We start from the raw sequence: 26686 nt of genomic DNA on the forward strand, positions 1-26686 counted from the left end.
ACCTCCCGCGTCGGTCCTACGTCGCCGACAGCACCGCCAATGCCCCCGAGACGAGTGTCCGTACCCCCGGGGCGACCGTCGAGAGGTCCGGTGCGAACAGGGGGCTGTGGTTGCTCGGGACCGCCGCGAGCCTCGCCATGAGGTCGTCGCCGCCGTCCGCCGCGTTCCACACGTCGCCCGGTGTGGTCGTCACGAACCAGTACGAGTACGGGAGTCCGTCCGTCGCCAGGTGGGCGAAGTCCTCGCTGCCCATGGCGGGCCCGGGGTCGAAGACCGTGCCCGCGCCGAACACCTCGCGGTGGACCGAGGCCACCCGTTCGTCGAGGGGCACGTCGTTGACGGTCAGCGGGAAGGTCGCGCCGACCCGGATCTCCGGTTCGCTCGGGCAGCCCGCCGCCAGGCACTCGCCCTGGGCGATCCGCCTGATCGCGGCCAGCATGCGGTCGCGGACGTCGGTGGACTGGGTGCGCAGGTTGAGGGCGATCCGGGCCGTCGCGGGGATGATGTTGTGCCGGGTGCCCGCCTCGATCACCCCGACCGTCAGGACGGCGGAGTCGCGGGCCGCGATCTCGCGCGAGACGACCGACTGGAGGCGCGTGACGAGGTAGGCGGCCGTCACCACCGGGTCGACCGTCGTCTCCGGGCGGGAGCCGTGTCCGCCCCGGCCGTGCACGACGATGTCGACGTCGGTCGACGCCGACATGATCAGGCCCGGGACGTGCGGGTAGAGGCCGGCCGGGCCGGGCGCCGCGTGCTGCGCCAGCAATGCGTCCGGGCGCGGGAACCGGTCGTACAGGCCGTCGGCCAGCATCGCCCGTGCGCCCTCGCCGGTCTCCTCACCGGGCTGGCCGACCAGCACCAGCGTGCCGTTCCAGGTGTCCCGGCCCGCCGACAGGGCCTGGGCGGCGCCCGCCAGCCAGGTCACGTGCAGGTCGTGGCCGCAGGCGTGCATCACGCCGGGGACGGCGGAGGCGTACGGCAGGCCGGTCTCCTCCGGCACGGGGAGCGCGTCCAGGTCGGCGCGGAGCAGGACCGTCGGGCCTTCGCCGTTGCGCAGGACGCCCACGACACCGGTGCCGCCCACGCCCTCGGTCGTCTCGTACCCGGATGCTCGCAGCGCCCCGGCCAGCAGGCCCGCCGTGCGGTGTTCCGCCAGGGACAGTTCGGGGTGGCGGTGCAGGTCGCGGTAGAGGTCCTCCAGCGCCGGGACCGGCAGGTCGGCGGTGAGGTCGAGGGCGGTACGGGCGGCGGTTGAGGTCACGTGGGCAGCGTATGCCCGTGACCGGGACGCGGACAGGGACGAGGGGGGTGCCGCCGGTGGGACGGGGCGGGGGAGCAGTGGTCCCACCGGCGGCTGCTCAGGACGGCCCGGGTGTCACCGAGCCGGCTGTCAGAACGCCGGGATGGCGGCGGCGGCGCGGCTGTCGGCGTCGCGGGCCTTGTTGATGTTGCTCTGGAGGTTGCCGGTCAGCGGGAAGTTGGCGTCGCCCCACTTGGAGTTCCAGAGCTGGTCGCGCGGGGTCTTGTCCATGTTCTCCATGGTGACCAGGGCCGGGTGGTCCCAGCCGCCGTCGCCCCAGGCCACCGGGGTCTCGCCCCACTTGGCGAAGCGGAAGGCGTGCGTGCTCGCGCCGTCCTTGTGGTAGACGATCTCGACGCGGTTGTAGTTCGCCTCGCCCGGCAGCCGGCCCATCGGCACCTCGTTGATCGGGTGGGTGCTGTAGCCGCCGTGCCGGGAGGCGGACAGGAAGCGGGGGCTCTCCTCGCCCTGCTTCTGGAAGACCACGACGGACTCCCAGTCGTGGCGGTGGCCGAAGGCGTCGGCGCCGTTCAGCGTCTGGTCCTTCTCGAAGTAGAGCCCGTAGACGTACGCGCACCAGCCGTTCTTGCACCAGCTCTGCGAGTACGTGTTCGCCTTGCCGAGGTGGTCGGTCCGGCAGCCGCCGGTGATCGAGCCGCTGTTGTTGAGACCGCCGTTGAGCTTTCCGCTCGCGTCGACGGCCGCCGCGGGGAAGCAGCTGTCCGAGTCGTAGTCCCAGAGCGGCTGGTACTTCTTCTGGAAGGTGCTCGCGTTCTCCGGCAGGGGGTTCAGGATCGCGGCCGACGCGTTCGTCGAGATGCCGACGGTCAGTGCGCCGGCGCTGACCGCGATGAGCGCGGCCCGGCCGAGACGGAACGTCCTGCCGCTGTGCGTGGATGCCTTGAACATGTGCGGGTGCTCTCCACTGGGTCAGGCCGGGAAGACGGCTCGGTCGTGCCGTGAGTCCGGCGTGGCGGGACCGACACTGGCAGCCGGGAAGTTGACTGGCACCCCTTTCACCGGGCCGTTCAATTCCGTCGTCGGGAGTTCGTGTTCACCGCCCCGTCCGTTTTCCTTGTGAACGGGTATGGCGCCCGGACCGTTTTTCCCTGTGATGTGGCTCCTGTGCGGTACGGGTAGGGGGAGGGTGGAGCTCATGGGGCGTCCGGAGAGACCGGTGGACCCGCAGGCCGGTCCGGTGCAGCGGTTCGCCCATGAACTGCGGGAGTTGCGGCGGACGGCGGGCGGCCCCTCGTACCGGCTGATGGCCGAGGCCGCCGGATTCTCCGCGGCGACCCTGTCCGAGGCGGCGCGCGGGGAGCGGCTGCCGTCGCTCGCGGTGGTCCACGGGTATGTGCGGGCGTGCGGGGGCGACCCGGGTGTGTGGGAGCCGCGCTGGAAGGACGCCGAGGACGAGGTGGCGTCCGCCGCCCGGGACGAGGACGGGGAGGGCGCGGCGCCCTATCGGGGGCTGGCCCCCTTCGAGCAGGGCGACCGGGAGCTGTTCTTCGGGCGGGACGATCTGGTCGGCGAACTGCTGCGGCTGGTGCGGGAGCACCGGTTCGCGGTGGTGTTCGGGGCGTCGGGCAGCGGGAAGTCGTCGCTGCTGAGAGCCGGGCTGATACCCCGCCTGCGGCAGGAGTGCGGCATCGGCGGCGCCGAGCTGCGGGTGTTCACGCCCGGCGAGCGGCCCGCCGAGACGTACGGGCGGTTGCTGACCCCGGCCGAGGGCGAGCCGGAGAGCTGGGTGGTGGTCGACCAGTTCGAGGAGGTCTTCACCCTGTGCCACGACCGTGCCGAACGGGCCCGCTTCATCGATCTCCTGCTGGCCGCCCGGAACCCGGCGAGCCGGCTGCGGGTACTCGTGTCCGTACGGGCCGACTTCTACGCCCGCTGCGCCGAGCACCGGGAGCTGGCGGACGCGCTCGGCGGGGCCGGACTGCTGGTCGGGCCGATGACGGCGGACGAACTGCGGGAGGTGGTGACCCGGCCGGCGGCGGCCGTCGGGCTCCTGGTCGAACGGGAGCTGACCGCGCGGCTCGTCGAGGAGGTCCTCGACCGGCCGGGCGCGCTGCCGATGCTGTCGCACGTACTGCTGGAGACCTGGCGGCGGCGCCGGGGCCGGCTGCTGACGCTGGCCGCGTACGAGGCGGCGGGCGGGGTGCGCGGGGCCGTCGCGGCGAGCGCCGAGGAGGTGTACGGGCAGCTGACCCCCGAACAGGCGCGCAGCGCCCGCCGGTTGCTGCTGCGGATGGTCGAGCCGGGGCAGGGCAGCGCCGACACCCGGCGCCCGCTGACCCGGGCCGAGCTGGCCGAGTCGACGACCGACCCGGACGTGTCCGTGGTGGTGGAGCGGCTGGCCCGCGCACGTCTGGTCACCGTCGACGAGAGCGGCGTCCAGCTCGCCCACGAGGCGCTGATCACCTGCTGGCCGAGGCTGCGCGACTGGATCGAGGAGGACCGGGAGTGGCTGGAACACCATCGGCGACTTGCCGAGGAGGTCCGGCTCTGGCTGGAGCACGGCCGTGATCCGGGCGCGCTGGTCCGGGGCAGCAGGCTGGCCCGCGCCGAGGAGCTGTTCGCCGGGGAACCGGCCGGGGAAAGGGGCCGGCTCACCTCGCCCGAGCGGGAGTTCCTCGACGCGGCGCTCGCGGCCCGCCGGGCGGAGTCCCGGGCCGTCGCCCGCACCACCCGGCGCTCCCGCGTCCTGGTCGGCGCGCTGTCCGCCGTACTGACGCTGGCCCTGCTGGTCGGGCTGGCCGCCTGGCACCTGGGCGCCGACAACGCGCGCCACCACACCGAGAACGCCGCCCGCCGGATCGCGGACCTCGCCGACGCGACCCGGACGACCGACCCGCGTATCGCGATGCTGCTGAGCGTCGCCGCCTGGCGCGTCTCGCCGCTTCCGGAGGCCCGCCGGGCGCTGCTCGGCTCCCTCGCCCAGGCGGAACACGCCGTCTTCACCGACCCGGCGCCGGGTGACGGTCCGGCGCGCTTCCTCGCCGACTCCGGCCGTACGCTGCTCAGCGCCGACGGCCGCACCTGGCGGACCTGGGACGTGGCCGGGGCCCGCAGCACCGGCTCCGGACCGCTGCCGGCCGGCCAGGTGATCGCGGCCGGGCCCGACGCGCGAGTCCTCGCGATCGCCGGATACGCCGGAATCCGCCTGTGGGACACGACCACCGGCAGCTGGACCGGCGATCCGCGCGCCCTCCCCCTCACCTCCGGCACGGACATCGCGGCGGGCGGTTACGTCGTGAGCGACCTCGACGACGACCGGGTACGCCTGCGGTCCGTCACCGACGGCAGGGTGCTGTTCGAGGGCCGGGCGGCGGGCCTGGTGACCCCGGCCGTGAGCGCGGACGGCCGCCTGGTCGCCGTCTGCCCCGAGGGCGGCTCGCCGCAGGTCTGGGACATCGCCCGCCACCGCACCCGCCCCGGCCCCTGGGACCACGCCCGAGGCCTGTGCGAGGAGGCGGCGGAGACGGCCCTGGTGTTCGGCGCCGGCGGTGACCGGCTCGCCGCGCTCTCGCGGTCCGGCGTGACGGTGTGGGACACCGGGGCCGCCCGCGAGATCGCCCACCTCGACGAACCGGGCGCGGAGCGGGCCGCGTTCACCCCGGACGGCACCTTCCTCGCGACGGCGGGCGGCGCCGAGATCCGGGTGTGGCGGCTGTCCGACCCGGCGGCCCCCGTGTTCCGGCACTCCCTCAACAACCAGCATCTGTACGGGATCTCGTGGGACCCCGTCCGTCGCACCACCCTGCGCTACCTCGAAGGCGGCGCCGTCCACTGCCTGGAACTGGGGATGGCGGTCACCCCGGCCTGGCGCGCGGACCCGCTGACGGAGGTACGGGTGAGCCCGGACGCCCGGACCTACGCCACCGCCCAACTCGTCGACGGAGGCTACCGTTTCGAACTCCGGGCCACCTCCGACGGCCGCCTCCTGCACACCCTTCCCGCCCCGCCCGCGCCCGTCTCGGCCGACCCCGCCACCCCGGTGATCCCCGAGGACACGCTGGCCCTTCTCGCGTTCAGCCCCGACGGCCACGCGCTCTCGTACGGTGTCTCCGCGCCCGGCAGGGAGGCGTCGCCGCAGCGCTTCACGGTGTGGGACCTGGGCCGGGACCGGCCCCGGGCCACCCTGGACCTCGCGAGCCCCGGGTCCGCCGCCCCTGTGGTCTCCCTGGCCCTGGGGCCGGACGGCTCGACCCTGTACGCGGCCCGGCTACCGGTCCTCGGTGACGTGAGCGACGAGGCGTGGCACACCGCGACCGGCCGCAGGACGGCTGTCCTCGCCGGGTTGACCAGCATCCACCTGGCCGTGCGCCCCGACGGCGGCCTTCTCGTTGGCGACAACCGCGCCACGAGCCTGCCCGCCGCCGGGGTCACCAGGAAGGGTCTCGTGCAGGGCGAGCAGATCAGCGCCCTCGCCTTCTCCCCCGACGGCTCACACCTCGCCGCAGGTGACCTGACCGGGCGGGTCGCCCTGTGGGACGGGGAGTTGGACGACCGTACGGGCATCCTGCGCAACGTCTTCCCCGCTCCCCTGGGCGCGCAGCCGGAAGAGGTGAGCGCGCTGGCCGTCAGCCCCGACGGCGCCACCCTCGCTGTCGGCGGCGGCGCCGGCACCCTCCAGCTCTGGGACATCGCCACCCAACAGCCCCTGGGCGGCCCGCTGACCACACCGGGCGAGCCGGTCGAGACCCTCGCCTTCGGCCCCGACAGCGGCACGCTGTACGCGGGCGGCGCGCACGTCCCGCTCCAGCGGTACACCGTCGATCCGGAACGCGCGGTCGCCCGGGTGTGCGCCCGCGCGGGCACGGGGGCCGAGCTCTCGCGGGAGCAGTGGCGGACGTACGTGCCGGAGGTGGCGTACCGCCGGGTGTGCGTCAGCTGAACGGGTCGAGCGTGATGTAGGCCGTCTGTGGTGAGCCGTCGTTGACCAGCGACTCGTGGTGGCCGACATCGTCGAAGGCGAAGGCGTACGCCGTGCCGTCGGCCATCTGGGCGTGGATCTTCCGGGCGTAGTGGTTGGTCACCGGGTCCTGGTAGAAGCCGGCCGAACCGCTGTCGGGCTGGCTGGAGTTGGTCAGGAGCGTGGAGCGGTTGTAGCCGGCGCACAGGGTGCGGGAGATCGGCCCGCGCACCAGGTCGTTCGGTGCGTCCAGGAGCTTGTGGCAGCCGAAGACGCTGTCGGCGTCGGGCTTCTGGAAGGTGGTGACGACAGTGCCGGCCCCGTTGGTGAAGTTCATGACGTTGCCCGCGACCCGGCCGTAGTACCTGGTGGCCGGCTGGTCGGCGAACGGTGTCACCGTCAGCGTGGAGCCGGCGTACTTGGTCCACACGCGGTTGACGTAGTCGTCCATGACGGTGCTCGGCAGGGCGCCGGACTCGATGCCGTGGCCGGGCGAGAGCGCGCGCAGGATCGTGCCGTCGGACCGGGTTCTGACGAGGTTGGCCCAGCCGCCGGGCTGGCTCTTCAGGGAGTTGAAGAATCCGGCGTAGCCGCCCGCCTTCAGATGGCCGGTGTTCCTCACGGTCCCGGAGGTGTTCTTGACGCCCACGGCGTAGGGGGCCGAGAACATGTCCACCTGTGTGCTGTTGATCCACAGACCGGCGTCGTTCAGGGTGTACTCGGTCCAGTTGAAGAGGATGTTCGCGTTGGGGTCGGAGGGGTTCTGCACGGCGGGCTGCACCAGGCCGCCGGTGGTCAGCCTGAACACGAGCTTCTGGCCGTAGGAGAAGTAGACGCGGCCGGAGAACTTCGGCATCCGGAGCGTCATCGACGACCCGTTCGGCGGTCCGGCGATCGACGCGTCGGGCGCGGGGGTCGGCGGGTTGCCGCCGGCGGGCCAGGCGTGGAAGGTGCCGTTCGCGTCCGCCCAGCCCTGCTGACCGGTCGAGAGCAGGGTTCCGATGTTGTAGACGTAGACCTGGTCACCGCGTCCGGAGTTGTTCCGGAACTGGAGCGGGATGGTCGTGGGCACCGCGGCCTCGGCGGCCTCCGCGCGGGCCCCGGGGGCCGCCGCCGTGAGCGCCGTGGCGACGGCCGCCGCGGCGACCAGGGGCACCAGTACGTTCCGTATCTTCCCTTGGGTCAACACGTTCGTCCTCCTCGTGTCGCTCCGCCAGTGGCGCTGAGCCCGCCAGTGGTTCTGAGAGCGCTCTCAGGCTGCTCTCGTGAACTGAGCACGTCAAGGTCTAGACCAAAATGGTTGCTTCCTCGGGTTGTCGGCAACGCCACATCGGGGGCGGTTTACGACACCGAGTGACGAATCGTAGATTGACCTTCTGAACATCGTTTTCACCCGGATGGTGGTAATCCCGTGGGGCGTCCCGAACGACCGCTGGACCCCGGCGCAGGCCCCACGCAGCGGCTCGCGCACGAGTTGCGCGAACTGCGCAGGGCGGCGGGCGGGCCGTCGTACCGGACGATGACCGAGGTGGCCGGCTGCTCGGTGACCTCGCTGTCCGAGGCGGCGGCCGGGCGGAAACTGCCCTCGTTCGCCGTCTTCCAGGGTTACGTACGGGCCTGTGGCGGCGACCTCGGCGAGTGGGAACCCCGGTGGAAGGACGCCGACGCGGAGGCCGCCGGGACCGTGCGCGAGGAGGCGTCGGACGCGGCACCCCCTTACCGCGGCCTGGCCCGCTTCGAACCCGGCGACCACGCCCTCTTCTTCGGCCGGGACCGGCTTGTCGAGGAGGCGCGGGAACTGGTGTGCGTCCACCGGTTCGCCGTCGTGTTCGGGGCGTCCGGGAGCGGGAAGTCGTCGCTGCTGAGGGCCGGACTGATACCCCACCTGCGCGCGGAGATCGCGCGGTCCGGGAACCCCGCCGTGCTCCGGGTGCTCACCCCCGGAGCGGCCCCGGCACGGACGTACGGCCATCTGCTGACCCCCGCGGACGGGGAGCCGGAGAGCTGGGTCGTGGTCGACCAGTTCGAGGAGGTCTTCACCCTCTGTCGTGACTCGCGGGAGCGCTCCCACTTCATCGACCTGCTGCTCGCCGCCCGCAACCCGGACAGCCGGCTCAGGGTGCTCATCGCCGTACGCGCCGACTTCTACGCCCGCTGCGCCGAGCACCGTGAGCTGGCCGACGCCCTGCGCGGCGCGGGTCTCCTGGTCGGCCCGATGAACGCGGAGGAACTGCGCGAGGCGGTCGTCGGACCGGCCCAGGCCGCCGGACTGCTGGTGGAACGGGAACTGACCGCGCGCATCGTCGACGAGGTCCAGGACCAGCCGGGCGCGCTGCCCATGCTGTCCCACGCCCTTCTGGAGACCTGGCGCCGCCGCCGCAGCCGCATGCTCACCCTGGCGGCGTACGAGTCGGCCGGCGGTGTCCTCGGCGCCATCGCCGCGACCGCCGAGGACGTGTACGGCCGGCTGTCCGAGGCCCAGGCACGCACCGCCCGCCAGTTGCTGCTGCGGCTGATCGAGCCCGGCCAGGGCAACGCCGACACCCGGCGCCCCCTGGTCCGCGCCGAACTCGACGACTGGAACGGCGCCGACGTGCCCGTGGTGGTGGACCGGCTGGCCCGCGCCCGTCTCGTCACCGTCGACGAGGACGGCGTCCAGCTCGCCCACGAGGCGCTGATCACCTGCTGGCCGAGGCTGCGCGCCTGGATCGAGGAGGACCGTGAGCGTCTGCGCCACCACCGGCGCCTCACCGAGGCCGCCCGCGCCTGGCTGGAGCACGACCGCGACCCCGGCGCCCTCTACCGGGGCAGCCGTCTGGTCCGCGCCGAGGAACTGTTCGCCGACGACCGCGGCGCGCTGACGGCGCCGGAGCGCGCGTTCCTCACGGCCGCCCTGGCAGCCCGCGAGGCGGAACGCCGGGCCGCGAACCGGACCGCCCGCCGCTCCCGCACCCTCATCGGCGCGCTGTCCGCCGTACTGGCGGTGGCGCTCCTCGTCGGCCTCGCCGCCTGGAGACAGTCCGAGGACAACGAGGAGCGGCGTACCGACGACGCGGCCCGCCGGGTCGCCGAGGTCGCCGACGGCCTCCGTACGACCGATCCGCGCACCGCGATGCTCCTTGGCGTCGCCGCCTGGCGGGTCTCGCCGCTGCCCGAGGCCCGTCGCGCGCTGCTCGGCTCCCTCACCCAGGCCGAACGGGGCACCTTCACCGACCCCGCGACGGCCGCCGACACCGTCCGACTCCTCCTCGACTCCGGCCGTACGCTGCTGAGTTCGGACGGCGGCAACTGGCGGACCTGGGACCTGGCGACCGGCCGCCGCACGGCCTCGGGCCGCCTCCCCGAGGGAGACACGGACGTCCTCGTCACCGCCGGGCCGGGCGGCCGGGTGCTCGCCGTCGGAGGGAAGAGCGGCATCCGGCTGTGGGACACCTCGACCCGGCACTGGACCGGCGGTTCCTCCCGGACAGGGGCGAACTGGACGAACGTACGCTTCAGCCCCGACGGCGCCACCTTCCTCGCCGCCACCGCCGCGGGCGGGGTCGAGCTGCGGTCGGTCGCGGACGGCCGCCTCCTCTACACGACGCGTGGCGCGGCCGACCTGTCCGACGTGGCAGCGGGGCCGGACGGCCGACTGGTGGCCCTCTGCCCCGACGGCCGGGCACCGGAGTTGTGGAACATCCACGACCGGCGTCTCGTGCACGGATCGTGGGAGCGCTCTCGGAAACTCTGCGACGGGTACTCGACGCTGGTGTTCGGAGGAGGAGGGGGAGGCGGCGGCACGGCCGGGGGCGGTGGCCGGTTCGCGGTTCTCTCGGACACCGGTCGGCGCCCCGAGGGCAACGGATCCACCGGGATGAGCGGGAACACCGGCCTGCGCGTCTGGGACACGGGCACCGGGCGCCAGGTCGCGGACATTCCGTCGCTGGGGGTGGGCTCCGCCGCGTTCAGCCCGGACGGGGCGCTGCTGGCGACGGCCGACGACACCGAGGTCCGGATCTGGCGCCTCGACGGCCGGACGACGGGGCCCGTCTTCCGCCACGCCCTGAACAACGAGACCCCCTCGGACGGCCTCAGCTGGGTCCCCGGCCGCCGTCCGGCCCTGCGCTACCTGGAGGAGCGCACCGTACACACCCTCGACCTCGGCCCGGCGGTCACCTCGGCCTGGCGCGCACACCCGGTGGACAACGTCCTGCTCAGCCCGGACGGTCACACGCTGGCCACCGCCGAACGCACCACCGGCGCCAACTACCGCTTCCGGCTCCTCGACACCCGCGACGGCCACGACCTGGGCACCCTGCCGTCCCCGCCCGCGCCCGTGTCCGAGGACACCTCCGCGCCGGTGGAGCCGCGGGACACGCTCTCCGTGACCGGCTTCAGCCCCGACGGCACGACGTTCACGTACGGCATCTCCGCGCCCGGCGTCCCGACGGGGCCGCAGCCGGTCACGGTCTGGGACGTCGGACGCCACCGCGTCCGTACCACCCTGTCCCTGCCGAACCCCGACCCGGCCGTCATGGTCGTCGGACTGAGTCCGGGCCCGGCCGGACGCCGCCTCTACGTCACCCGCATATCGGACGCCGGCAGAGTCGACGAGGAGGTCTGGGACGTCACCCGGCACCGCCGGACCGGCACGCTCCGAGGGGTGGAGGGCATACCCCTGGCCGTCCGACCCGACGGCGGCCTCCTCGTCGGCGACAACCGGGCCGTACGCCTGCCCGCCGGTCGGGTCACGAGGCCCAGCCTCGTCCAGGGCGCCCGGACCGGCGCCCTGGCCTTCTCCTCCGACGGCTCCCTGCTGGCGGCGGGCGACTGGTCCGGCCGCGTCGCCCTGTGGGACGGCGACCTCCGGCGCAGCACGGGCGTCCTGCGCAGCGTCTTCCCGACCGCGCTCGAAGGGGGCCCGGAGGGAGTCGGCGCGCTGGCCGTCAGCCCTGACCGCCGCACCCTGGCGGTCGCCGGTGACCAGGGCACCCTCCAGCTGTGGGACATCGCGACCAGCCAGCCCCTGGGCGGCGCGCTGACCACCCCCGGCGACGCGATCACGACACTGGCCTTCGCTCCCGACAGCGCGACGCTGTACGCGGGGAGCGCCCATGTCCCCCTCCAGCGCTACTCGATCGACCCGGCGGGCGCGGTACGGGAGGTCTGCGGCCGGGCGGGCGGCCACGGCCTGACGCGGGAACAGTGGCGGACGTACATCCCGGACGCGGGATTTCGGAAGGTGTGCGGGACCGGGACCGGGACCGGGGCCGGGACCTAGATCGCGGGCGGCTCACTTGCCGTCTTGGAAACTCACCACTTTCCACATTGGAAACCAACGGCTACTCTTTCCGTCATGGAAACAAACGGGGTACGACTCACGCCGGAACAGGCCCGTGCGGCCCTGGCCGACACCGAGCACGTCCGGGCCTCGGCCGCGGCGCTGTCGGCCACACCATGGCCGACCTGGTTCTTCGTCACGCTCACGCTCTACATCGCGGCCCTTCCGATCACCTACGGAGGCATCGCGGCCGAGTCGGACTGGCTGCTGCCACGCCTCGCCTGGGTCGGCGTCATGCTGGCGACCACCGCCGTGTACGGGGCGCTCCTCGCCGTCGCGGTCAGATCCTGGCGCGACAGGACCGGCGTGGCGCTGCGGTTCGACGTGCTGCCGAAGCGGGTGACGGTGCCGCTCGCGATCGGCCTGCCCGCGCTGCTGGTGGGGTCGGCGCTCGCGTTCCGGCTGACGGGACGGCCGGCGTTCCTGATCGCGGCCTCGCTGATCGGCGCCGCAGTGTCCGTCGGCTTCCACCTCGCCTTCGTCCGGCTGCACCGGAAGTCCACGTGAGCGGCGGGACGGACGACGGGCCGACGGGTTTCGACAACACCGTCCACGCCCCGAACCGGCTGCGCGTCTGCGCCCTGCTGGACACGGCGGGCGAGGCGGAGTTCGGCCTGGTCCAGCAGCAACTCGCCCTCTCCGCCTCCGTGTTGAGCAAGCACGTCACCGTCCTGATGGACGTCGGCTATGTCGAGCAGCGCAAGGCCGTCCGCGACACCCGGCAACGCGTGTGGCTCCGCCTGACCGACCGGGGCCGCGACGCCTACCGGGGGCACCTGGCGGCACTGCGGGCGATCGTGGGGCCGTCGGATCCGGCGCTCTAGTCGCCGTTCTGGTCGCCGTTCTTGGCGTCACACTCGAACCAGACGGTCTTGCCGGTGTGCGTGGGGTGCGAGGGCGTGCGGTGCCAGCCCCAGCGGTCGGTGACGGCCTCGACGATCAGAAGTCCACGCCCGCCTTCTCCGTCCACAGCTGTGGACAACCCCGGAAACACCGGGACCCGCGCGTCCGTGTCGGTGACCTCGACACGGACTCCGTCCCCGCCGGACTTCCTCAGCAGCAGTACGGTGCCACGCCGGTCGGGGACATGCCGCACGACGTTGGACACCAGCTCGGTCAGGGCGAGGGTGGCGGAGTCGGCGAGGCCCGGCATTCCCCAGGCGCCGAGGTAGGCACGGAGGATGCGGCGAAGGTGCCGGGCCGAATGCTCACCGAGGGTGAAGTTCATGCCGTACCTCGGCCCAAGTGGGCTTTCGGTCGGGTCAGTTGCGTCATTTGCGTGATTCACATCACCAGAGTGAGGGTGCGTGGTTACGCTGGGCTACATCGTGAATCCAACGACGCGAAGCGTCAGCTCGGGGGTGGCCCACCGTGCCCAACATCCGCGAACTCGACCCCAGTGCCTCTCCGCTGGACTACTTCGGCTTCGAGCTGCGCAGAAAGCGGGAGGAAGCGGGCCTTACCCAGGGGGAGTTGGGTGGGTGCATCTTCTGTACGGGGTCACTGGTCGGCCAGGTCGAGACGGCGAGGAAGGTTCCCACGAGGGAGTTCGCCGAACGGGTGGACGCGGCACTGGGAACGGACGGGGAGTTCTCGAGGCTGGTGGGGTTGGTGCTGCGCAGCCAACTCCCGCACTGGTTTCAGGCGTACGCGGAGATGGAGGCGAGGGCGAGCTACATCTCTACGTACCAGGCGCAGGTGATGTACGGGCTCCTACAGACGGAGGAGTACGCGCGGGCGGTACTTGGCGTACGGAGTGATGTCGACCTCGACTCGCGGGTGGCTGCTCGGATGGAGCGGCAGCGGGTTTTGGCGCGGGTGCAACCGCCCGTGGCGTGGGTGGTGTTGGACGAGGCAGTCCTGCATCGGCGGATCGGCAGCAGGGAGATCATGCGAAACCAACTCGCGCGCCTGTTGGAACTGCCTGCGGGAGGCTGGACGCAGGTCCAGGTGCTGCCCTTCGACGTTGGTCAACACCACGGCCTGCCTGGGACGTTCAACCTGCTGCGCTTCGATGACGACCCGGATGTGGTGTACACCGAGGACTTCGTCCAAGGGCACATGACCGCCGACCCGGACAAGCTCAAGGAAGGTTTTCACCGTTACGATCACTTGAAGGCTTCTGCGCTCTCGGTGGAGGCTTCGGCGAAGCTGATCACGCGTGTGATGGAGGAGCGTTATGGGCACCAACCGGGACCTGACGAACGCGCGGTGGCGTAAGTCCAGCTACAGCGGTGACACGGGAGGCCAGTGCGTTGAATGTGCCCCCATAGGCACCGCCGCTTGGCGGAAGTCCTCGTACAGCTCCGACACCGGCGGCGACTGCGTCGAAGTCGCCCCCCTGAACCCCCACATCGCAGTCCGCGACTCCAAGGCCCCCGGCCTGGGCGCTCTCACGCTCACGCCGGAGGCATTCACTGCGTTCGTTACCGCCGTGGGCTCGTCAGGATGACGAGTTGCTGGGTCGCTCGCGTCATCGCGACGTAGCGGTCCACCGCCCCCTCGATGCCCTCGCCGAACGACTCGGGGTCGACGACCACCACGAGGTCGAACTCGAGCCCCTTGGACAGTGACGGCGTCAACGACCGGACACGCGGCGTCGTCGGGTGGAACCCGGGGGCGCCGATGACGCAGGCGATGCCGTCGGTGTGCGAGGCGAGCCAGTTGTCGAGGACGGAGTCGAGCTCCGACACCGAACCGTGGACGACGGGAACCCCGCCGCTGCGGATCGACGTCGGGACGTTGGCGTCGGGGAGGGCGGCCCGGATGACCGGCTCGGCCTCCGCCATGATCTCCTCCGGTGTCCGGTAGTTGATGCTGAGCGACGCCAGGGTGATCCGGTTGAGCCCGACCCTTTCGAGGCGCTCCTCCCACGACTCCGTGAACCCGTGCCGGGCCTGGGCGCGGTCCCCGACGATGGTGAAGCTCCGGGACGGGCACCGCAGGAGCAGCATCTGCCACTCCGCGTCGGTCAGTTCCTGGGCCTCGTCCACGACGATGTGCGCGAACGGCCCGGCGAGCAGGTCCGGTGCGGCGAGGGCCAGTTCGGACTCGTCGACCAGGCTGACCTTGGCGTCCTGGCCGCGCAGCATCCGTACCAGGCCCACACCTTCGTCCCCGTCCGCGCCGGAGGCGGACGCGGCGTCGATCAGGTTGTCCACGACCTGATCCATGCGCTCACGCTGGGCGGCGAGCACGCTCTCGTGCCGCCGCTTTCGCCGGGCCGCCTCCGGGTCCCCGAGTCGCAGGCGGGCCGCGTCCAGGATCGGCAGGTCGGACACGGTCCAGGCGTGGACGTCGCCGCGCTGCAGCTTCCGTACCTCCTCGGGAGTGAGCCAGGGCGCGCACATTCGGAGATAGGCGGGCACCGACCACAGGTCCCCGACGAGGTCGGTCGCTTCGAGGAGCGGCCACGCGCGGTCGAAGGTGCCCAGCAGCTCCCGGTCCTGCGCGAGGGCCTTGCGCAGTTGCTCGGGCGAGATGTCGTGGTCGCCGGCGCTGTCACCGTCGGCCTCGTGCTTCTCGGCGAGGATCGTGAGGATCTCCTCCCAGACCTGGTCGCGGGCCTCGTTGTGCGGGACGCCGGGTGCCGCCTCGAAGGCGACGGCCCAGTCCCCGGCGGTCAGCCGGATGTCGGACCAGGGGGTCGAGACCGTCATCCCCTGGGTGGGCGGCTCCTCGTAGAAGCGGACGCCCTTCTCGACCGCCTTCACCAGCTCCGCCGACGACTTCAGCCGGGCCACGTCCGGGTCGGCCTCGACCCCCGCCGAGGCCCCATCGTCGACGAGGTCCCGCAGGGTGCAGGTCTGTACGCCCTCCTCGCCGAGACTGGGCAGGACATCGGCGACGTACGCCAGGTAGGGCCGGTGCGGGCCGACGAACAGGACGGCTCCACGACGGTGACCGAGACGCGGGTCGGCGTAGAGGAGGTAGGCGCTGCGGTGCAGGGCGACGACCGTCTTGCCAGTGCCGGGGCCGCCGTCGACGACGAGTGCGCCCCGCGAACCCGCGCGGATGATGGCGTCCTGGTCGGCCTGGATGGTGCCGAGGACGTCCCGCATGCGGGGGGAGCGGTTGCTGCCCAGGCTGGCGATGAAGGCGGACTGGTCGTCGAGGGCGGCGGCGTGCCCGTCGAACCCGTCCGAGGCGAACACCTCGTCCCAGTAGTCGCTGATCCGGCCGTCGGTCCAGCGGTACCGGCGGCGGCTGGCCAGGCCCATGGGGTTGCCGTGGGTGGCCCCGAAGAACGGCTCGGCGGCGGGGGAACGCCAGTCGAGCAGCAGCCGCCGGCCGGTGCTGTCGGTGAGGCCGAGCCGTCCGACGTACACGGACCGCTCGGGATCGTCCGCGCCGACCATGTGGCCGAGGCAGAGGTCGAGCCCGAAGCGGCGCAGGGTGCGCAGGCGGGCGGTGAGCCGGTGGATCTCGGTGTCCCGGTCCATCGCGTCGCGGCCGGTGCCGCCGGGGGCTTTGCGCACGGTGTCGAGACGGTCGGTCAGTTCGGCGATCGACTGTTCCAGGCACTCCGCGATGGCGGCGAAGTGCCGCTCGTCACGGGCGATCAGCTTCGGGTCGGCCTTGGCGGCGAGACGCTCGGGAAGGTCGAACGCGCTGGTGGCGGACGTGGCAGACGTGGTGGGCTGGGTGGTGGTCGCCTGTGGGTTCACTGGGTCGGCTCCGATCCGGGGACCAGCGCGCGCACCGGCTCGGCGGCCATCGGCTGGACACCCCCGCGCGACCTATGGGCCGACAACAAAACACGCACTTCGAGACTCCCCGTTTCCGCAGATTCCGGCCTAGGCCGGAGATTCTGCGGCAGACAGGGGGCCTTGCCGCAAGCCCCCCTGTGCGCTATATCTTGAACATGGCAAGGGGTTCAGAACTCCTTGCTTTTTTGTTTTCCTGGCGGCGCGCGACCTGCGGATGCGGGGACGGTGCGTCTCAGCCCTCCGCGCTCCTCCGTTGCCTCTTCCGTCGACTCCTGGTTCGGCTGATTCTCACATCACCCGTTTAAGCCCCACTTGGGTGCCTATCGGTACGGCCCCGTTTCTCTCAGTGGAAGAAAACTTCCGTTGACGGGGCGGTTACGTGTGCGGCATTTGGGCGAAACACCCTGGCCGTTCTCTTTAGGCCATCCGGCGCCATCGTGGCGACCCGCGCAGGAAGAGACCCCCGATGACGGACACGGACACGGACAGACCGGCGGAGATCGCGGACAGGGAGGGCTACTCCCCCCGCCTCTACAACGAGGACCTCGCCCCGGCCACCGAGCGCAAGTGGGGCGCGTTCAGCATCTTCAACGTCTGGACCTCTGACGTACACAGTCTGTACGGCTACTTCCTCGCCGCCAGCCTGTTCCTGGTCGCCGGCAACACCTTCAAGTTCCTGATCGGCATCGGCGTCGGATCGCTGATCATCTACTACCTGATGACGCTGATCGGCAAGGCCGGCGTGCGGACGGGCGTCCCCTACCCCGTGCTGGCCCGCGCCTCCTTCGGCACCTTCGGCGCGAACGTCCCCGCCCTCGTCCGGGCCGTGGTCGCGACCTTCTGGTACGGCGCCCAGACCAGCGCGGCGGCGGGCGCGATCGTCGCGTTCCTGGTCCGCTACGACGGTCCCAAGAAGCTGCACGAGACGACCCACCTCTTCGACCACAGCGGCCTGGAGGTCATCTGCTACCTCGCCGTCTGGGCGGCCCAGTTGCTGATCATCAGCAAGGGCATGGAGACGGTCCGCCGCTTCCAGGACTTCGCCGGCCCGGCGGTCTGGCTGATGATGCTGGTGCTGGCGGTGGCCCTGTCGGTGAAAGCGGGCACGCTGTCCTTCACCGTCGACATGCCTGCCAAGGACCTGGCCGCGCTGGCGAAGAACGCGACCGGCCTGGACGTGACGCCGGGTTCGTTCGCCGCGATAGCGGCCATCGCCGCGACCTGGGTGACGTACTTCGCCGCGCTGTTCCTGAACTTCGGGGACTTCGCCCGGTTCGCGCCGGACGAGAAGACCCTGAAGAAGGGCAACGTCTGGGGTCTGCCGGTCAACCTGATCCTGTTCTCGCTGGTCGCGGCGGTGACAACGGCCTCCGCCAGCAAGGTGTACGGCGAGGTCATCCTCGAACCGGCGGCGATCTCGGCGAAGTTCGACAGCGCGTTCCTCGTCCTGCTGGCCGCCCTGACCTTCGCGGTCGCGACCCTGGGCATCAACGTCGTCGCCAACTTCGTCAGCCCGGCCTTCGACTTCGCCAACGTGGCCCCGAAGCACATCACCTTCAAGCGCGGCGGCCTCATCGCCGCCGTCATCGCCCTCCTCCTCTACCCCCTCCACCCCTGGGACAACGCCCCGAGCTTCGTCAACGCCATCGGCTCGACCATGGGCCCGATCTTCGGCGTGGTCGTCGTCGACTACTACCTGCTCCGCAAGGCCCAGCTGAACGTCCCCGACCTCTACAAGGAGGACGGCGAGTTCCGCTTCCAGGGCGGCTGGAACATACGCGCCTTCGCGGCGGCGGCAGTGGGCGCGATCTTCTCCAGCATCCTGCCGACGTACGGGCCGGCGGGTTACGGGGCGGCGCTCGGTCCGTACTCGTGGTTCATCGGGGTGCTCGTCGCGGGCACGATCTACTTCGGGATCAGCGCCGGGAGGAGCCGGCTGGTGGCCTCCGAGGAGCCCGCCGCCTGACCGGTAACGGCTTGGTGCGCCTGATGTACGGGTCCGGCCCGGTGCGGCTCCGCCGCTCGCGCCGGGCCCGTGTTCGCGGCGAGGATGAGTGTGGCGGCGGCGACGATCGCCGCGCAGATCGCCCTGGCGTGTGAGAACACGGCAACCTCGCAACCTCGCGACAACAGCGACGTATTAAGCACGCTTAACCCGTGGCTTAACGTAGAGCTTGACGGACCTCAACGGCAAGTGGGCGCAGGGGAGTTGGCGATGGTGGAGCGCGACGAGCCGGAGGTCATCGGGCGCAGGGTGCAGCGGCTGCGTATCGAGCAGGGGCTGACACAGAGGCAGTTGGCGGAGCCCGCCTACACACCCGCCTACATCTCCACCCTGGAGGCCGGACGCGTGCGGGCCTCCGACGAGGCGCTGCGGCACATCTCCGAGCGGCTCGGGGTGGCGTACGAGGAGATCGTGACCGGGCGCCCGGCCCGTCTGGCCACGGACGTCCGGCTCCGGCTCACCGACGCCCAGCGCACCCTCGCCACCGGCGAGACCGAGGCGGCGGCCAAGCAGTACCGGGAGCTGAGGGAGGAGGCCGCGCGGCTCGGGCTCCTCGCGGAGGAGGCCGCCGCGCTGCTCGGGCTCGGCGAGTGCGGAGTGGAGACCGGGGATCTCGGCGCCGCCCAGGAGTACTTCGAGCAGGCCGAACGGTGCCTGGCCGACGAACCCCTCACCGGCCGGGTCCCCGCCCTGCGCGGGCGGGCCGTCGCGCACTATCTCGCCGGTGAACTCCGTTACTCCGTATACCTTCTGGAGTCGACGATCGACGAGCTGAACCGCAGCGGACTGCACGACCCGGACGCGCTCCTCCCCCTCTACGCCAGCTCCATCGCCCCCTACATGGACATGGGCGCTCACGCGCGCGCGGCCCAGGCCGCCGAACTGGCCCTCTCGCTCGCGCCGCAGGTGCGCGATCCGGCGCTCATCGCCCGGATGCACCGACAGGTCGCCCGGACGATGCTCGCCGAGGGACGGTACGCGGAGGCCGACGCCTCGCTGGCGAAGGCCGCCGAGCTGTACCGGCAGCTGCAGATCCGTACCGAGCTGGCCAACTGCCACTGGATGCGCGGGTACCTGTACGCCCAGCAGGGCGAACTGGCGCGCGCGGAGGCCGAGTTGCGGGAGGCGCACGCCATGCTGTCCGCCAAGCGCGCCGCCCTCTACAGCAGCCAGGTCACGGTCGAACTCGCCGACGTACTGCACCGGCGCGGCAAGTCGGACGAGGCGGCGGCGCTGCTGCACGACGTACTCGGGGATCTGTCTTCGGAGCGCGGCGCCGTGCACTCGGCCGCCGCCCACCGGCTGCTCGGCATCATCGCCGAGGACGCCCGCGACACGGACCGGGCGGAGGAGCACTACGTCCGCGCCCTCAGCGTCCTGGAGCGCGCGGGCGCCGCCGGAGACCTCGCCGACCTGTGCCGGCTGCTCGGCGATCTGCTGCGCCGCACGGGCCGGGTCGAGGCGGCGCTCGACGCGTACCGGACGGGGCTGGGGCATCGTACGGCCCCCGGCACGACCACCCTGGGCCCGGCGCCCGCACAGCCTCCTCTTTGACAGCCTCCTGTCCGGCGGGCTTCTCTCCGGCGGGGCGGAGCCCAAAGGAAACCGGGTCACGTACGAAGACGTGACCCGGTGAACAGCGAGAGGTGAAGTGGCTAACGCATCACGACGCCGAACGACAGTCCTGCGGCGGGGAGGCCGTTCTGGCCGGGCTGATAGGTGGTGACCGCCCCGGTTGTGCCGACGCCCGCTGCCCACGGGAGCGCGTACACGGCGCCGTAGGTCGCCGGGCCATTGGGCATACCGACGTAGAGCTGGGTGCCGGTGGTGTGGATGGCATTGCCTACGAGCTGGTTCGCACCCGAGGTGCCCGGCAGGCCGCTGCCGGCCGCGAGCCAGGAATCGGCGTCGCCCGGAGCGCCGAGGAGCGAGAAGGTCTGCACAGCGCCCGCGCTCTTCACCGTGCCGATGGCCTCACCCGGTACTCCGACCGCCAGTCGCAGGCCGGCGGTGGTGCTCACCGCACCCGGTGCGGTGTTGACGGCGGACACCTTCGCGCCGAAGCGGTCACCGGTCTCGGTGGCGTCGGCCACATCGACAGCGTCCTGCCCGATGTCGGCGAGTTCGCTGAACGCTCCGGCCGCGGTCACCCGGAGCGTCACCACTCGTCCGGCGTCGGTCCGGTTGGCACCGTTCACCGAGATGGCCTCGCCGGGGGAGCCGACGGCGATGATCGAGTCGGTCGCGGCCGGGGCGCCGGAGGGCCGGTAGGCGACCGCGGAAACTGAATTGCCGAATTCGTCGTCGGCCTCAGCCGAGCCGCTGATGCCCGTGGTGTCCTGGTCGATGGCCGCCACGGGGGCCGGGATGCCGTCCGCACTCAGCGTGTGCTTGAGGACAGTGACGCTACCGGAGGCTGCGTTGGTGCCAACGCTCTCCTGCGGAGAGCCGACCACGATGTGATTGGGCGAGCCGCTGACCGAGGTGCCGAACCGGTCACCCTTCTCCGCCTCTCCCGGCACGCCGGGGCTGTCCTGGCCCACCGAGACGTTGACACTGCCGCGCAGATAGAAGGTGTTGCCCGCGTCCACGTTGGTACCGGTGTCCTCGCCGGGCACGCCGATGAGCAGGTACGGCTCGCCAGATGCGGTGTGACCGGCGGCGATGGCGTGGCCCATCCGGTCGCCGGCCTCCGACGCGGACGCCTTGACGGCTCCCGTGCCAGTGCCCTGCTCCAAGGTCAGGGCGGCCTGGCCCTTCGTCAGACCATCGGGTGCGCCGAAGAGCACGGTCACGCTGCCGGCGTCGGCGGTGGTGCCGATGTCCTCGGCCGGGACACCGACGACAAGGTCGGTGCAGCCGTCCTCGTTGCGGTCGAACACCGCGAGTTCCTCACCGAACCAGTCGCTCGCCTCGGCGGCGCCCGGCACGGAGTCGAGGTCCTGCGTGAGTTCCGCGGTGCCCTTGCCGCCGCCGTAGACCACCCGCACCAGTCCGGCGGTCGTCTTGCCGCCGACGGTCGCCTTGGGGTCCCCGACCGCGATGTCTTCGGCTCCGTCGCAGTTGAAGTCGGTGATGCGCGGAGCGCCTACCTTGGCGTCGACCCAGGCGCGTACGTCGTCGACACGGCTGTCGATCGCGGCAGTGCTGGTCACGGCCGCGTCGATGCCGTAACAACCACCCTGAGCGGAACGGCTGTTGACGGCGACCAGCTCGACTTTCCCGCCTGCTTCGCGTAGTGCGGGTCCGCCGCTGTCCCCCATGCAGACGGCAGCACCGTCCTTGCCGGCAACGCTGATCCGGGCAGCTTCCACCGTGTTCACCGTGAAGGCCCCGGTGTGCAGCTTCAAGGGGGCCCACTCGTCCTTCGTGCGGCCGTATCCGGCGACCCGTAGCTCCTCCCCGGCTGCGGGCGCGGTAGCACTGAGGGCGACCGGCGTGACGTTGGGAACGGGCCTGGCGAGCCTGGCGAGAACAAGGTCGCGGTCGGCGTGGGGCACAAGCTCGACAACGTCCCGCACCTGACCGTTCGTCGTGGTGAGATCCGTGCGGCCGATGGTGGCTGTGGTCTTGAGCGCGGGCTTGCCGGCGGGCACCGCCAGACTCGCGGCCGGGTTCGTGGCGAAGCAACTGGCGGCAGTGATGAGCCACTCCGGGGCGACCAGTGCCCCGCTGCATGCCTTGGTGCCGTTGCCGATGTCGAGGCGGGCGGTGAAGCCCAGCGTGTTGTCCGTCTCTGCCGGCCCGGTGACAGCGTGGGCGGGCAGAGCGGGAGCGCCGATCGCGGCGGCGGTGACAAGGGCCGCAAAGGCGGTTCTGCGCCGAGGATTTGTGCGCATGATGTGGGGTTCTCCGGTTACTTGCTCGTGCGGATCTCGCCGAGTACGAACTCTCGGGCCTGCGGATCAGTGGATTCCCCGACCGGCGTTCAGGCTGGGATTCAGGGGTTCCTTGCTGGAGGCGGGCCGCCTGCTGACCGGGGAGATGCCGGAACTCTGGCTACTTGGTGGTCCGGATCTCCACGAGCATGTGGTCGCGGCCCTCCGGGTCCGTGCTCTCGCCCACCGGGGTCCAGGTGTTCTTGGTGATCTCGTAGGACTTCTCCTCGGTGCCGACGGTCATGTCGATCGTGGTGGAGTAGTCGTTGCCCCTCATCGAGTAGACGGCGGGGATCTCCAGGGTCAGCCAGCCCTCGGTGCCGACGGTTTTGAAGCAGATCTTGTCGCCCTTGTCGCGGGCCAGGATTTCCAACTGCCCGGTTCCTGTCACGCAGTCGGCGAGCGTGATGTGGCCGTCGCCTCGCTTCAGAACAATGTTCTTCTCCGCCAGGATCTTGTCTGCCCGGGGGTAGTTGAAATCCTCCACGGCGTAACCGGGGGCATCGTCCGCTGCCAGCGCGGCGGTGTCGGCGGCCTCCGCGGTGCCTGTGCCTCCGCCCTGCGCGCCGCCGACCATCGCGATCCAGGTCAGCGCGCCAACGGCGGCGGCGCCGAGTACCTGTATCGCGAACCGCGTTCCACGCAGATTTCCGACATTGGTTTTGATTTCCTTCATTGAATCCCCAATTTCGTAGCCACCAGCCGGACTTGAGGACCACCAGCCGCGAAACCGGTCGCGAGCAGGGGGAGTCGCACACACGGAATGAAATCCCCCCTTGCGCGCCAGTGGCGCGCCTCCGCGACGCACTCTTCCAACCCTGGTGATCGTCGTCGGTCTTGGCATCCCAGCACGGCGATGCACCCACGTCCAGCGCCGCGAACAGCTCATATCCGAACATTGAAAACAATCTTTCCGTGACCCGTGTCACGCCGCAATAAGGTTGCACGGGCCGACATCACGATCACATAAAGAATGTGCCGATCCGTCAAATAGCCATGCCTGAATTACCCGTTCCGCTTTCGGCGGGATTAACTCATGCCAAATTCCTGCACAGTTGGTACTGTCTGCGACTCGTGGCGAACGCCGGCCCATGGGTCCACCGTCCGTCACGACGCGAAATCCGACACGTCAGCGCATTACTCGTAGGAGGGCAATTCCCGCATGCAGACAGCTTTCTGGAGCAGACGCCGCGTCCTCGGCGCGGTCGCGGCCGCCACCGCTGTCGCCGCCACCCCCTCGGTCCTGTGGCCGGCCACCGCCGTGGCTGCCGAGACCGCGGGCGCCGGCCCGGTGCCGCTGCCGGACACCGAGCGCGCCAAGGCCGTCCGGGCGTGGCTGACCGGCGGCAGGGGGGTCAAGGCCGCCGCGAGCAAGGCTCTCTACGGGACCGACGCCGAGATCCGGACCTTCCTCGCTCAGACGCTGCCGCAGCAGGTCGTGCAGGACAACCGTGTCGCGATCGTCCGCAGTCTGGACCGAGCGGGCAAGGGCCTGCGACGCGAGGCCGTCGCCGCCCTGGACAACGGCGACGGAGCGATAGCCGGGTTCCTCTCGCAGGGCTTCGCCGCCGCCATTCGGGAGGACCTCCAGGTCGCCACCAACATCGTCGCGTCCACCGGCGACAGGGCCGTGGTGCGCAAGGCCAACGCCGCCCTGAACGCCGGCACCGAGCAGGCCCTCATCGCCTTCCTCGCCGACGAGCAGTACGACGCGCGGCTGGAGGACACCCGGGTCCAGGTCAGCGCCATGCTGGCGACCGGTGGCCCGGAGGTGCAGAAGTACGCGGACCGCGCGCTCAGCGGCACCGCGAACGACGTCGACTGGTTTATGGAGACCGGCCAGCACATCGCGCGAGCCCGTGACCAGGAGTCGGCGACCATCGAGGAGCTGGTGGCCGTCGTCGAGCGCGAGGGCAAGCGCGCCGAGCGCGAGACGAACCTGGCCGTCGAGGCCGGGGCCCGCGCGGAGACCGCCGCCACCAAGGCCAAGGAGGCCGCCGAGAAGGCCGCCGCCGAGGCCGCCGCCGCCCAGAGCGACGTGCAGAAGTCAGGGGCCGCGGCCCGCAAGGCCGCGAGTGCGGCGAAGGGCGCGGCCGACGCCGCCCGCAACGCCGTCAACGCCTCCAACGCCGCTGTGAATGCCTCCCGTCGCGCCTCCTGGGCCGCCGTAGGCGCCGCTCAGGCCGCCGCGAAGGCCGGTAACGCCGCCGCGCGCGCCTACAACGCCGCGATCGCCGCGTCCAAGGACGCCGGCCAGGCGAAGGGCGCCAAGGACGCCGCGGTGGCCGCCCGCAACGCCGCCGCCAAGGCCCGCACCGCCGCCGCCGCTGCCGCCAAGGCCGCCCTCGCCGGCGACGCGGCCTCGGCCGCCGGCCTGGCCGCCGCCTCCGCCGCCCGCAACAGTGCCGCCGCCGCGACCGCCGCGGCCCAGGCCGCCGCCTCCGCCGGTGCGGCCCAGGCGGAGGCCAACGAGGCCAAGCGCCAGGCCGCCATCGCCACCAGCGCCGCCAACCGCGCCACCAACGCCGCCTCCGCCGCCCAGGCACTGGCGACCGCCGCCGCCAAGGCGGCCCGCACCGCCCGCGACGCCGCCAACTCCGCCGCCGACCACGCCGACAAGGCGGCGGACGCCGCCGAGGAGGCCGTGAAGCACGCCGGTCAGGCCGTCGACTACGCCAACAGGTCGACCGCCCACGCCGGGGAGGCCGTGAAGGCCGCCAACGTCGCCACCCAGGCCGTCAGCGACGCCATCAAGGTGGAGCAGGCCGCCCGCGCCGCCGAGGCGCAGACCCTGGAGCAGGACAAGCAGCAGGCCATGGAGGAGGCCCGGCAGCTCGCCGCCATCGAGCAGGACGAACTGTCCGACGTCCGCGAGAAGCGGCAGATGCAGGAGCGCACCACCCAAGCGACCAAGGACCTCATCTCCAAGGCGGAAGAGGCCCTCTACTCCGGCGACATGGCGGTCGCCGCGACCCTGGGCAGGCAGGCCGCGGTCGCTCTGATCGACGCCCGCGGGGCCAACACCCGGCAGGCCGCCCAGCACGCCCTCGCCGGCTCCGACGACGACGTCTGGGCCTGGATCGACCTCGACCGGGTCCTCGCCCAGTCGGAGGACGACCGCGAGACCACCCTCCACGTGGCGACGGTCGGGGGGCCGAAGGTCGCCGCGGCCGCCGCGGCCGCGCTGGAGAGCACCAGCTCCAAGGCCGTCGGCGACTTCCTCACCGGCGGCATGAAGCGTGCCTCGGACGAGGACCTGCGCGTCGGCATCAGCAAGATCCTCGGCGACAGCGGTACCGGCAAGGCCGTCAAGAAGGCCGGCAACAAGGCGCTCGACGAGAACACCACCGAATCCCTCAACCTCTTCTTCGACAATGACTACCCGCTGGCCGTCAAGGAAGACGATCAGGTCCGGGCCTTCGAGCTGATCAACATCGCGGGCGCCTTCACCAAGGCCTACGCGGAGGTCGCGCTCGAAGGACCGGCGTGGATGCTGCGCCACTTCATCACCGTGATCCAGTACCGGACGGCCCAGCTCGACTTCGACACCGCCACCCACGTCGCCGCCGTCCGCGGGGCCATCGCCGCCGCCGCCAAGATCGCGGAGAAGGCTCAGGAGGACGCGGCTCTCGCCTCGAAGGCCGCCGCCGACGCCCGCAATGCCGCCGCCGAGGCTCAGAAGTGGCAGCAGAAGGCGCTCGACTCCGCCGCCAAGGCCAAGGACTACGCCCAGCAGGCACGGGACAACGCCGAGGCCGCCGACAAGTCGGCCGCCGCCGCCCAGGCCTCTGCCACCAAGGCGAAGAACGCCGCAGCCACCGCCCGCGGCGCCGCCCGCTCCGCCAACTACTCGGCCAACAAGGCCGTCGACTCGGCGCGCGCGGCCCTCGCCTCCTCCGCCGAGGCCCAGCGCTCCGCCGCCGCGGCCCGCGCCGCCGAACTCGCCGCCTCCGCCGATGCGAAGGCCGCCGCCGCCGCGTACGCCCAGGCCAAGCAGATCGTCGCCGACAAGAAGCGGGCCGAGGTGATCGCGAAGGCCAAGGAGGCCGCGCGCAAGGCCCAGGAGCAGCGCGACGCCAAGCAGAACCCGGCCGACAACGACAAGAACAACCAGGTCAACCCGAACGGCACCGCGAACGGCGACGCCGACGAGTGGTGGAACGACGCCCAGTTCTACGCGGACGCCGCCAACGTGGTCAGCATCGGCGCCGGGTTCCTGTCGGCCGGCTGCGCCCTCGCGGCCTTCGTCTTCCCGCCGGCCCTCGCCGCGGCCGGCTTCTTCGCCGGCGTCTCCACGGGCGCGGGCGCCCTCGGCACCCTCTTCACGGGCATCGAGCACGGGTTCACCAGCGGCGCCTTCTGGGAGTCCGCCGCCGGCACCGGCCTGAGCCTGGTCTCGTTCGGCGCCTACAAGTGGGTCGGCGCCGCCGACAAGGCGCTCGGCGGCAGCCTCGTCAAGCCCGTCGTCGGCAAGATCACAGAAAGCGGCGAGGACCTGGTCTCCGGCATCACGAAGAGCCTCAGCGACATCTTTGCCAAGGCGGCCTGATCCC

The 26686-nt window shown here is 71.7% G+C and carries 16 protein-coding genes; 9 read left to right on the forward strand and 7 right to left on the reverse strand.

Annotated features, from left to right (window positions below; translation table 11 throughout):
• Window positions 1-16 precede the first annotated feature (16 nt).
• A complete protein-coding gene (locus PV734_RS36030; RefSeq protein ID WP_319098604.1) occupies window positions 17-1261 on the reverse strand; it encodes an amidohydrolase in 1245 nt (414 codons plus the stop codon).
• A gap of 129 nt (window positions 1262-1390) precedes the next feature.
• Complete coding sequence (locus PV734_RS36035) at window positions 1391-2209, reverse strand: NPP1 family protein (RefSeq protein WP_319098603.1); 819 nt, start codon at window positions 2207-2209, stop codon at window positions 1391-1393.
• Window positions 2210-2456: 247 nt separating this feature from the next.
• Between PV734_RS36035 and PV734_RS36040 the strand changes: the two genes are divergently transcribed.
• Window positions 2457-6200: a hypothetical protein gene (locus PV734_RS36040; RefSeq protein WP_319293618.1), complete on the forward strand. Its 3744-nt coding sequence runs from the start codon at window positions 2457-2459 to the stop codon at window positions 6198-6200.
• Here the strand turns inward: PV734_RS36040 and PV734_RS36045 are convergent.
• Window positions 6193-7407 carry a glycoside hydrolase family 64 protein gene (locus PV734_RS36045; RefSeq protein ID WP_319098601.1) on the reverse strand — a complete coding sequence of 405 codons (1215 nt, stop codon included), beginning with the start codon at window positions 7405-7407 and terminating at the stop codon, window positions 6193-6195. The two genes, PV734_RS36040 and PV734_RS36045, sit on opposite strands and share 8 nt — an antisense overlap.
• 222 nt (window positions 7408-7629) lie before the next feature.
• On the opposite strand from PV734_RS36045, the gene PV734_RS36050 reads away from it, so the two are divergent.
• The 3 genes from PV734_RS36050 to PV734_RS36060 all read left to right on the forward strand — a co-directional run bounded on the left by PV734_RS36050 (window position 7630) and on the right by PV734_RS36060 (window position 12365).
• On the forward strand, window positions 7630-11481 hold the full coding sequence (locus tag PV734_RS36050) for a hypothetical protein (protein WP_319293620.1): 3852 nt from the start codon (window positions 7630-7632) through the stop codon (window positions 11479-11481).
• A gap of 75 nt (window positions 11482-11556) precedes the next feature.
• Window positions 11557-12048, forward strand: a complete 492-nt coding sequence (locus PV734_RS36055) for a hypothetical protein (protein ID WP_319293623.1) — start codon at window positions 11557-11559, stop codon at window positions 12046-12048.
• Window positions 12045-12365: a transcriptional regulator gene (locus PV734_RS36060; protein ID WP_319293625.1), complete on the forward strand. Its 321-nt coding sequence runs from the start codon at window positions 12045-12047 to the stop codon at window positions 12363-12365. The genes PV734_RS36055 and PV734_RS36060 overlap by 4 nt, the downstream gene beginning before the upstream one ends.
• Here the strand turns inward: PV734_RS36060 and PV734_RS36065 are convergent.
• Window positions 12362-12769, reverse strand: coding sequence for an ATP-binding protein (locus PV734_RS36065; RefSeq protein WP_319098596.1), 408 nt, complete (start codon window positions 12767-12769; stop codon window positions 12362-12364). The genes PV734_RS36060 and PV734_RS36065 overlap by 4 nt on opposite strands.
• A gap of 143 nt (window positions 12770-12912) precedes the next feature.
• Between PV734_RS36065 and PV734_RS36070 the strand changes: the two genes are divergently transcribed.
• Both PV734_RS36070 and PV734_RS36075 read left to right on the forward strand, forming a co-directional pair.
• A complete protein-coding gene (locus PV734_RS36070; RefSeq protein WP_319293627.1) occupies window positions 12913-13761 on the forward strand; it encodes a helix-turn-helix transcriptional regulator in 849 nt (282 codons plus the stop codon).
• Entirely contained in the window at window positions 13721-13993 is a 273-nt protein-coding gene (locus tag PV734_RS36075; RefSeq protein ID WP_319098594.1) for a DUF397 domain-containing protein, read from the forward strand. The genes PV734_RS36070 and PV734_RS36075 overlap by 41 nt, the downstream gene beginning before the upstream one ends.
• On the opposite strand, the gene helR is transcribed toward PV734_RS36075, so the two are convergent.
• On the reverse strand, window positions 13968-16208 hold the full coding sequence (helR, locus tag PV734_RS36080) for an RNA polymerase recycling motor ATPase HelR (RefSeq protein WP_319293629.1): 2241 nt from the start codon (window positions 16206-16208) through the stop codon (window positions 13968-13970). The genes PV734_RS36075 and helR overlap by 26 nt on opposite strands.
• A 508-nt stretch (window positions 16209-16716) precedes the next feature.
• On the opposite strand from helR, the gene PV734_RS36085 reads away from it, so the two are divergent.
• On the forward strand, window positions 16717-18216 hold the full coding sequence (locus PV734_RS36085) for an NCS1 family nucleobase:cation symporter-1 (protein ID WP_319293631.1): 1500 nt from the start codon (window positions 16717-16719) through the stop codon (window positions 18214-18216).
• A 249-nt stretch (window positions 18217-18465) separates the two neighbouring features.
• Window positions 18466-19809, forward strand: a complete 1344-nt coding sequence (locus tag PV734_RS36090) for a helix-turn-helix domain-containing protein (protein WP_319293633.1) — start codon at window positions 18466-18468, stop codon at window positions 19807-19809.
• Between the two features lie 101 nt (window positions 19810-19910).
• Here PV734_RS36090 and PV734_RS36095 read toward each other — a convergent pair whose 3' ends face one another.
• Window positions 19911-22094 carry a S1 family peptidase gene (locus PV734_RS36095; protein ID WP_319293635.1) on the reverse strand — a complete coding sequence of 728 codons (2184 nt, stop codon included), beginning with the start codon at window positions 22092-22094 and terminating at the stop codon, window positions 19911-19913.
• 160 nt (window positions 22095-22254) lie between these two features.
• A complete protein-coding gene (locus tag PV734_RS36100; protein WP_319293637.1) occupies window positions 22255-22809 on the reverse strand; it encodes a hypothetical protein in 555 nt (184 codons plus the stop codon).
• A gap of 486 nt (window positions 22810-23295) precedes the next feature.
• On the opposite strand from PV734_RS36100, the gene PV734_RS36105 reads away from it, so the two are divergent.
• On the forward strand, window positions 23296-26682 hold the full coding sequence (locus PV734_RS36105) for an ALF repeat-containing protein (protein WP_319293639.1): 3387 nt from the start codon (window positions 23296-23298) through the stop codon (window positions 26680-26682).
• Window positions 26683-26686 lie beyond the last annotated feature (4 nt).

Origin of the sequence: Streptomyces sp. AK08-02, assembly GCF_033795085.1 — a bacterium.
Lineage (GTDB): Bacteria > Actinomycetota > Actinomycetes > Streptomycetales > Streptomycetaceae > Streptomyces > Streptomyces echiniscabiei.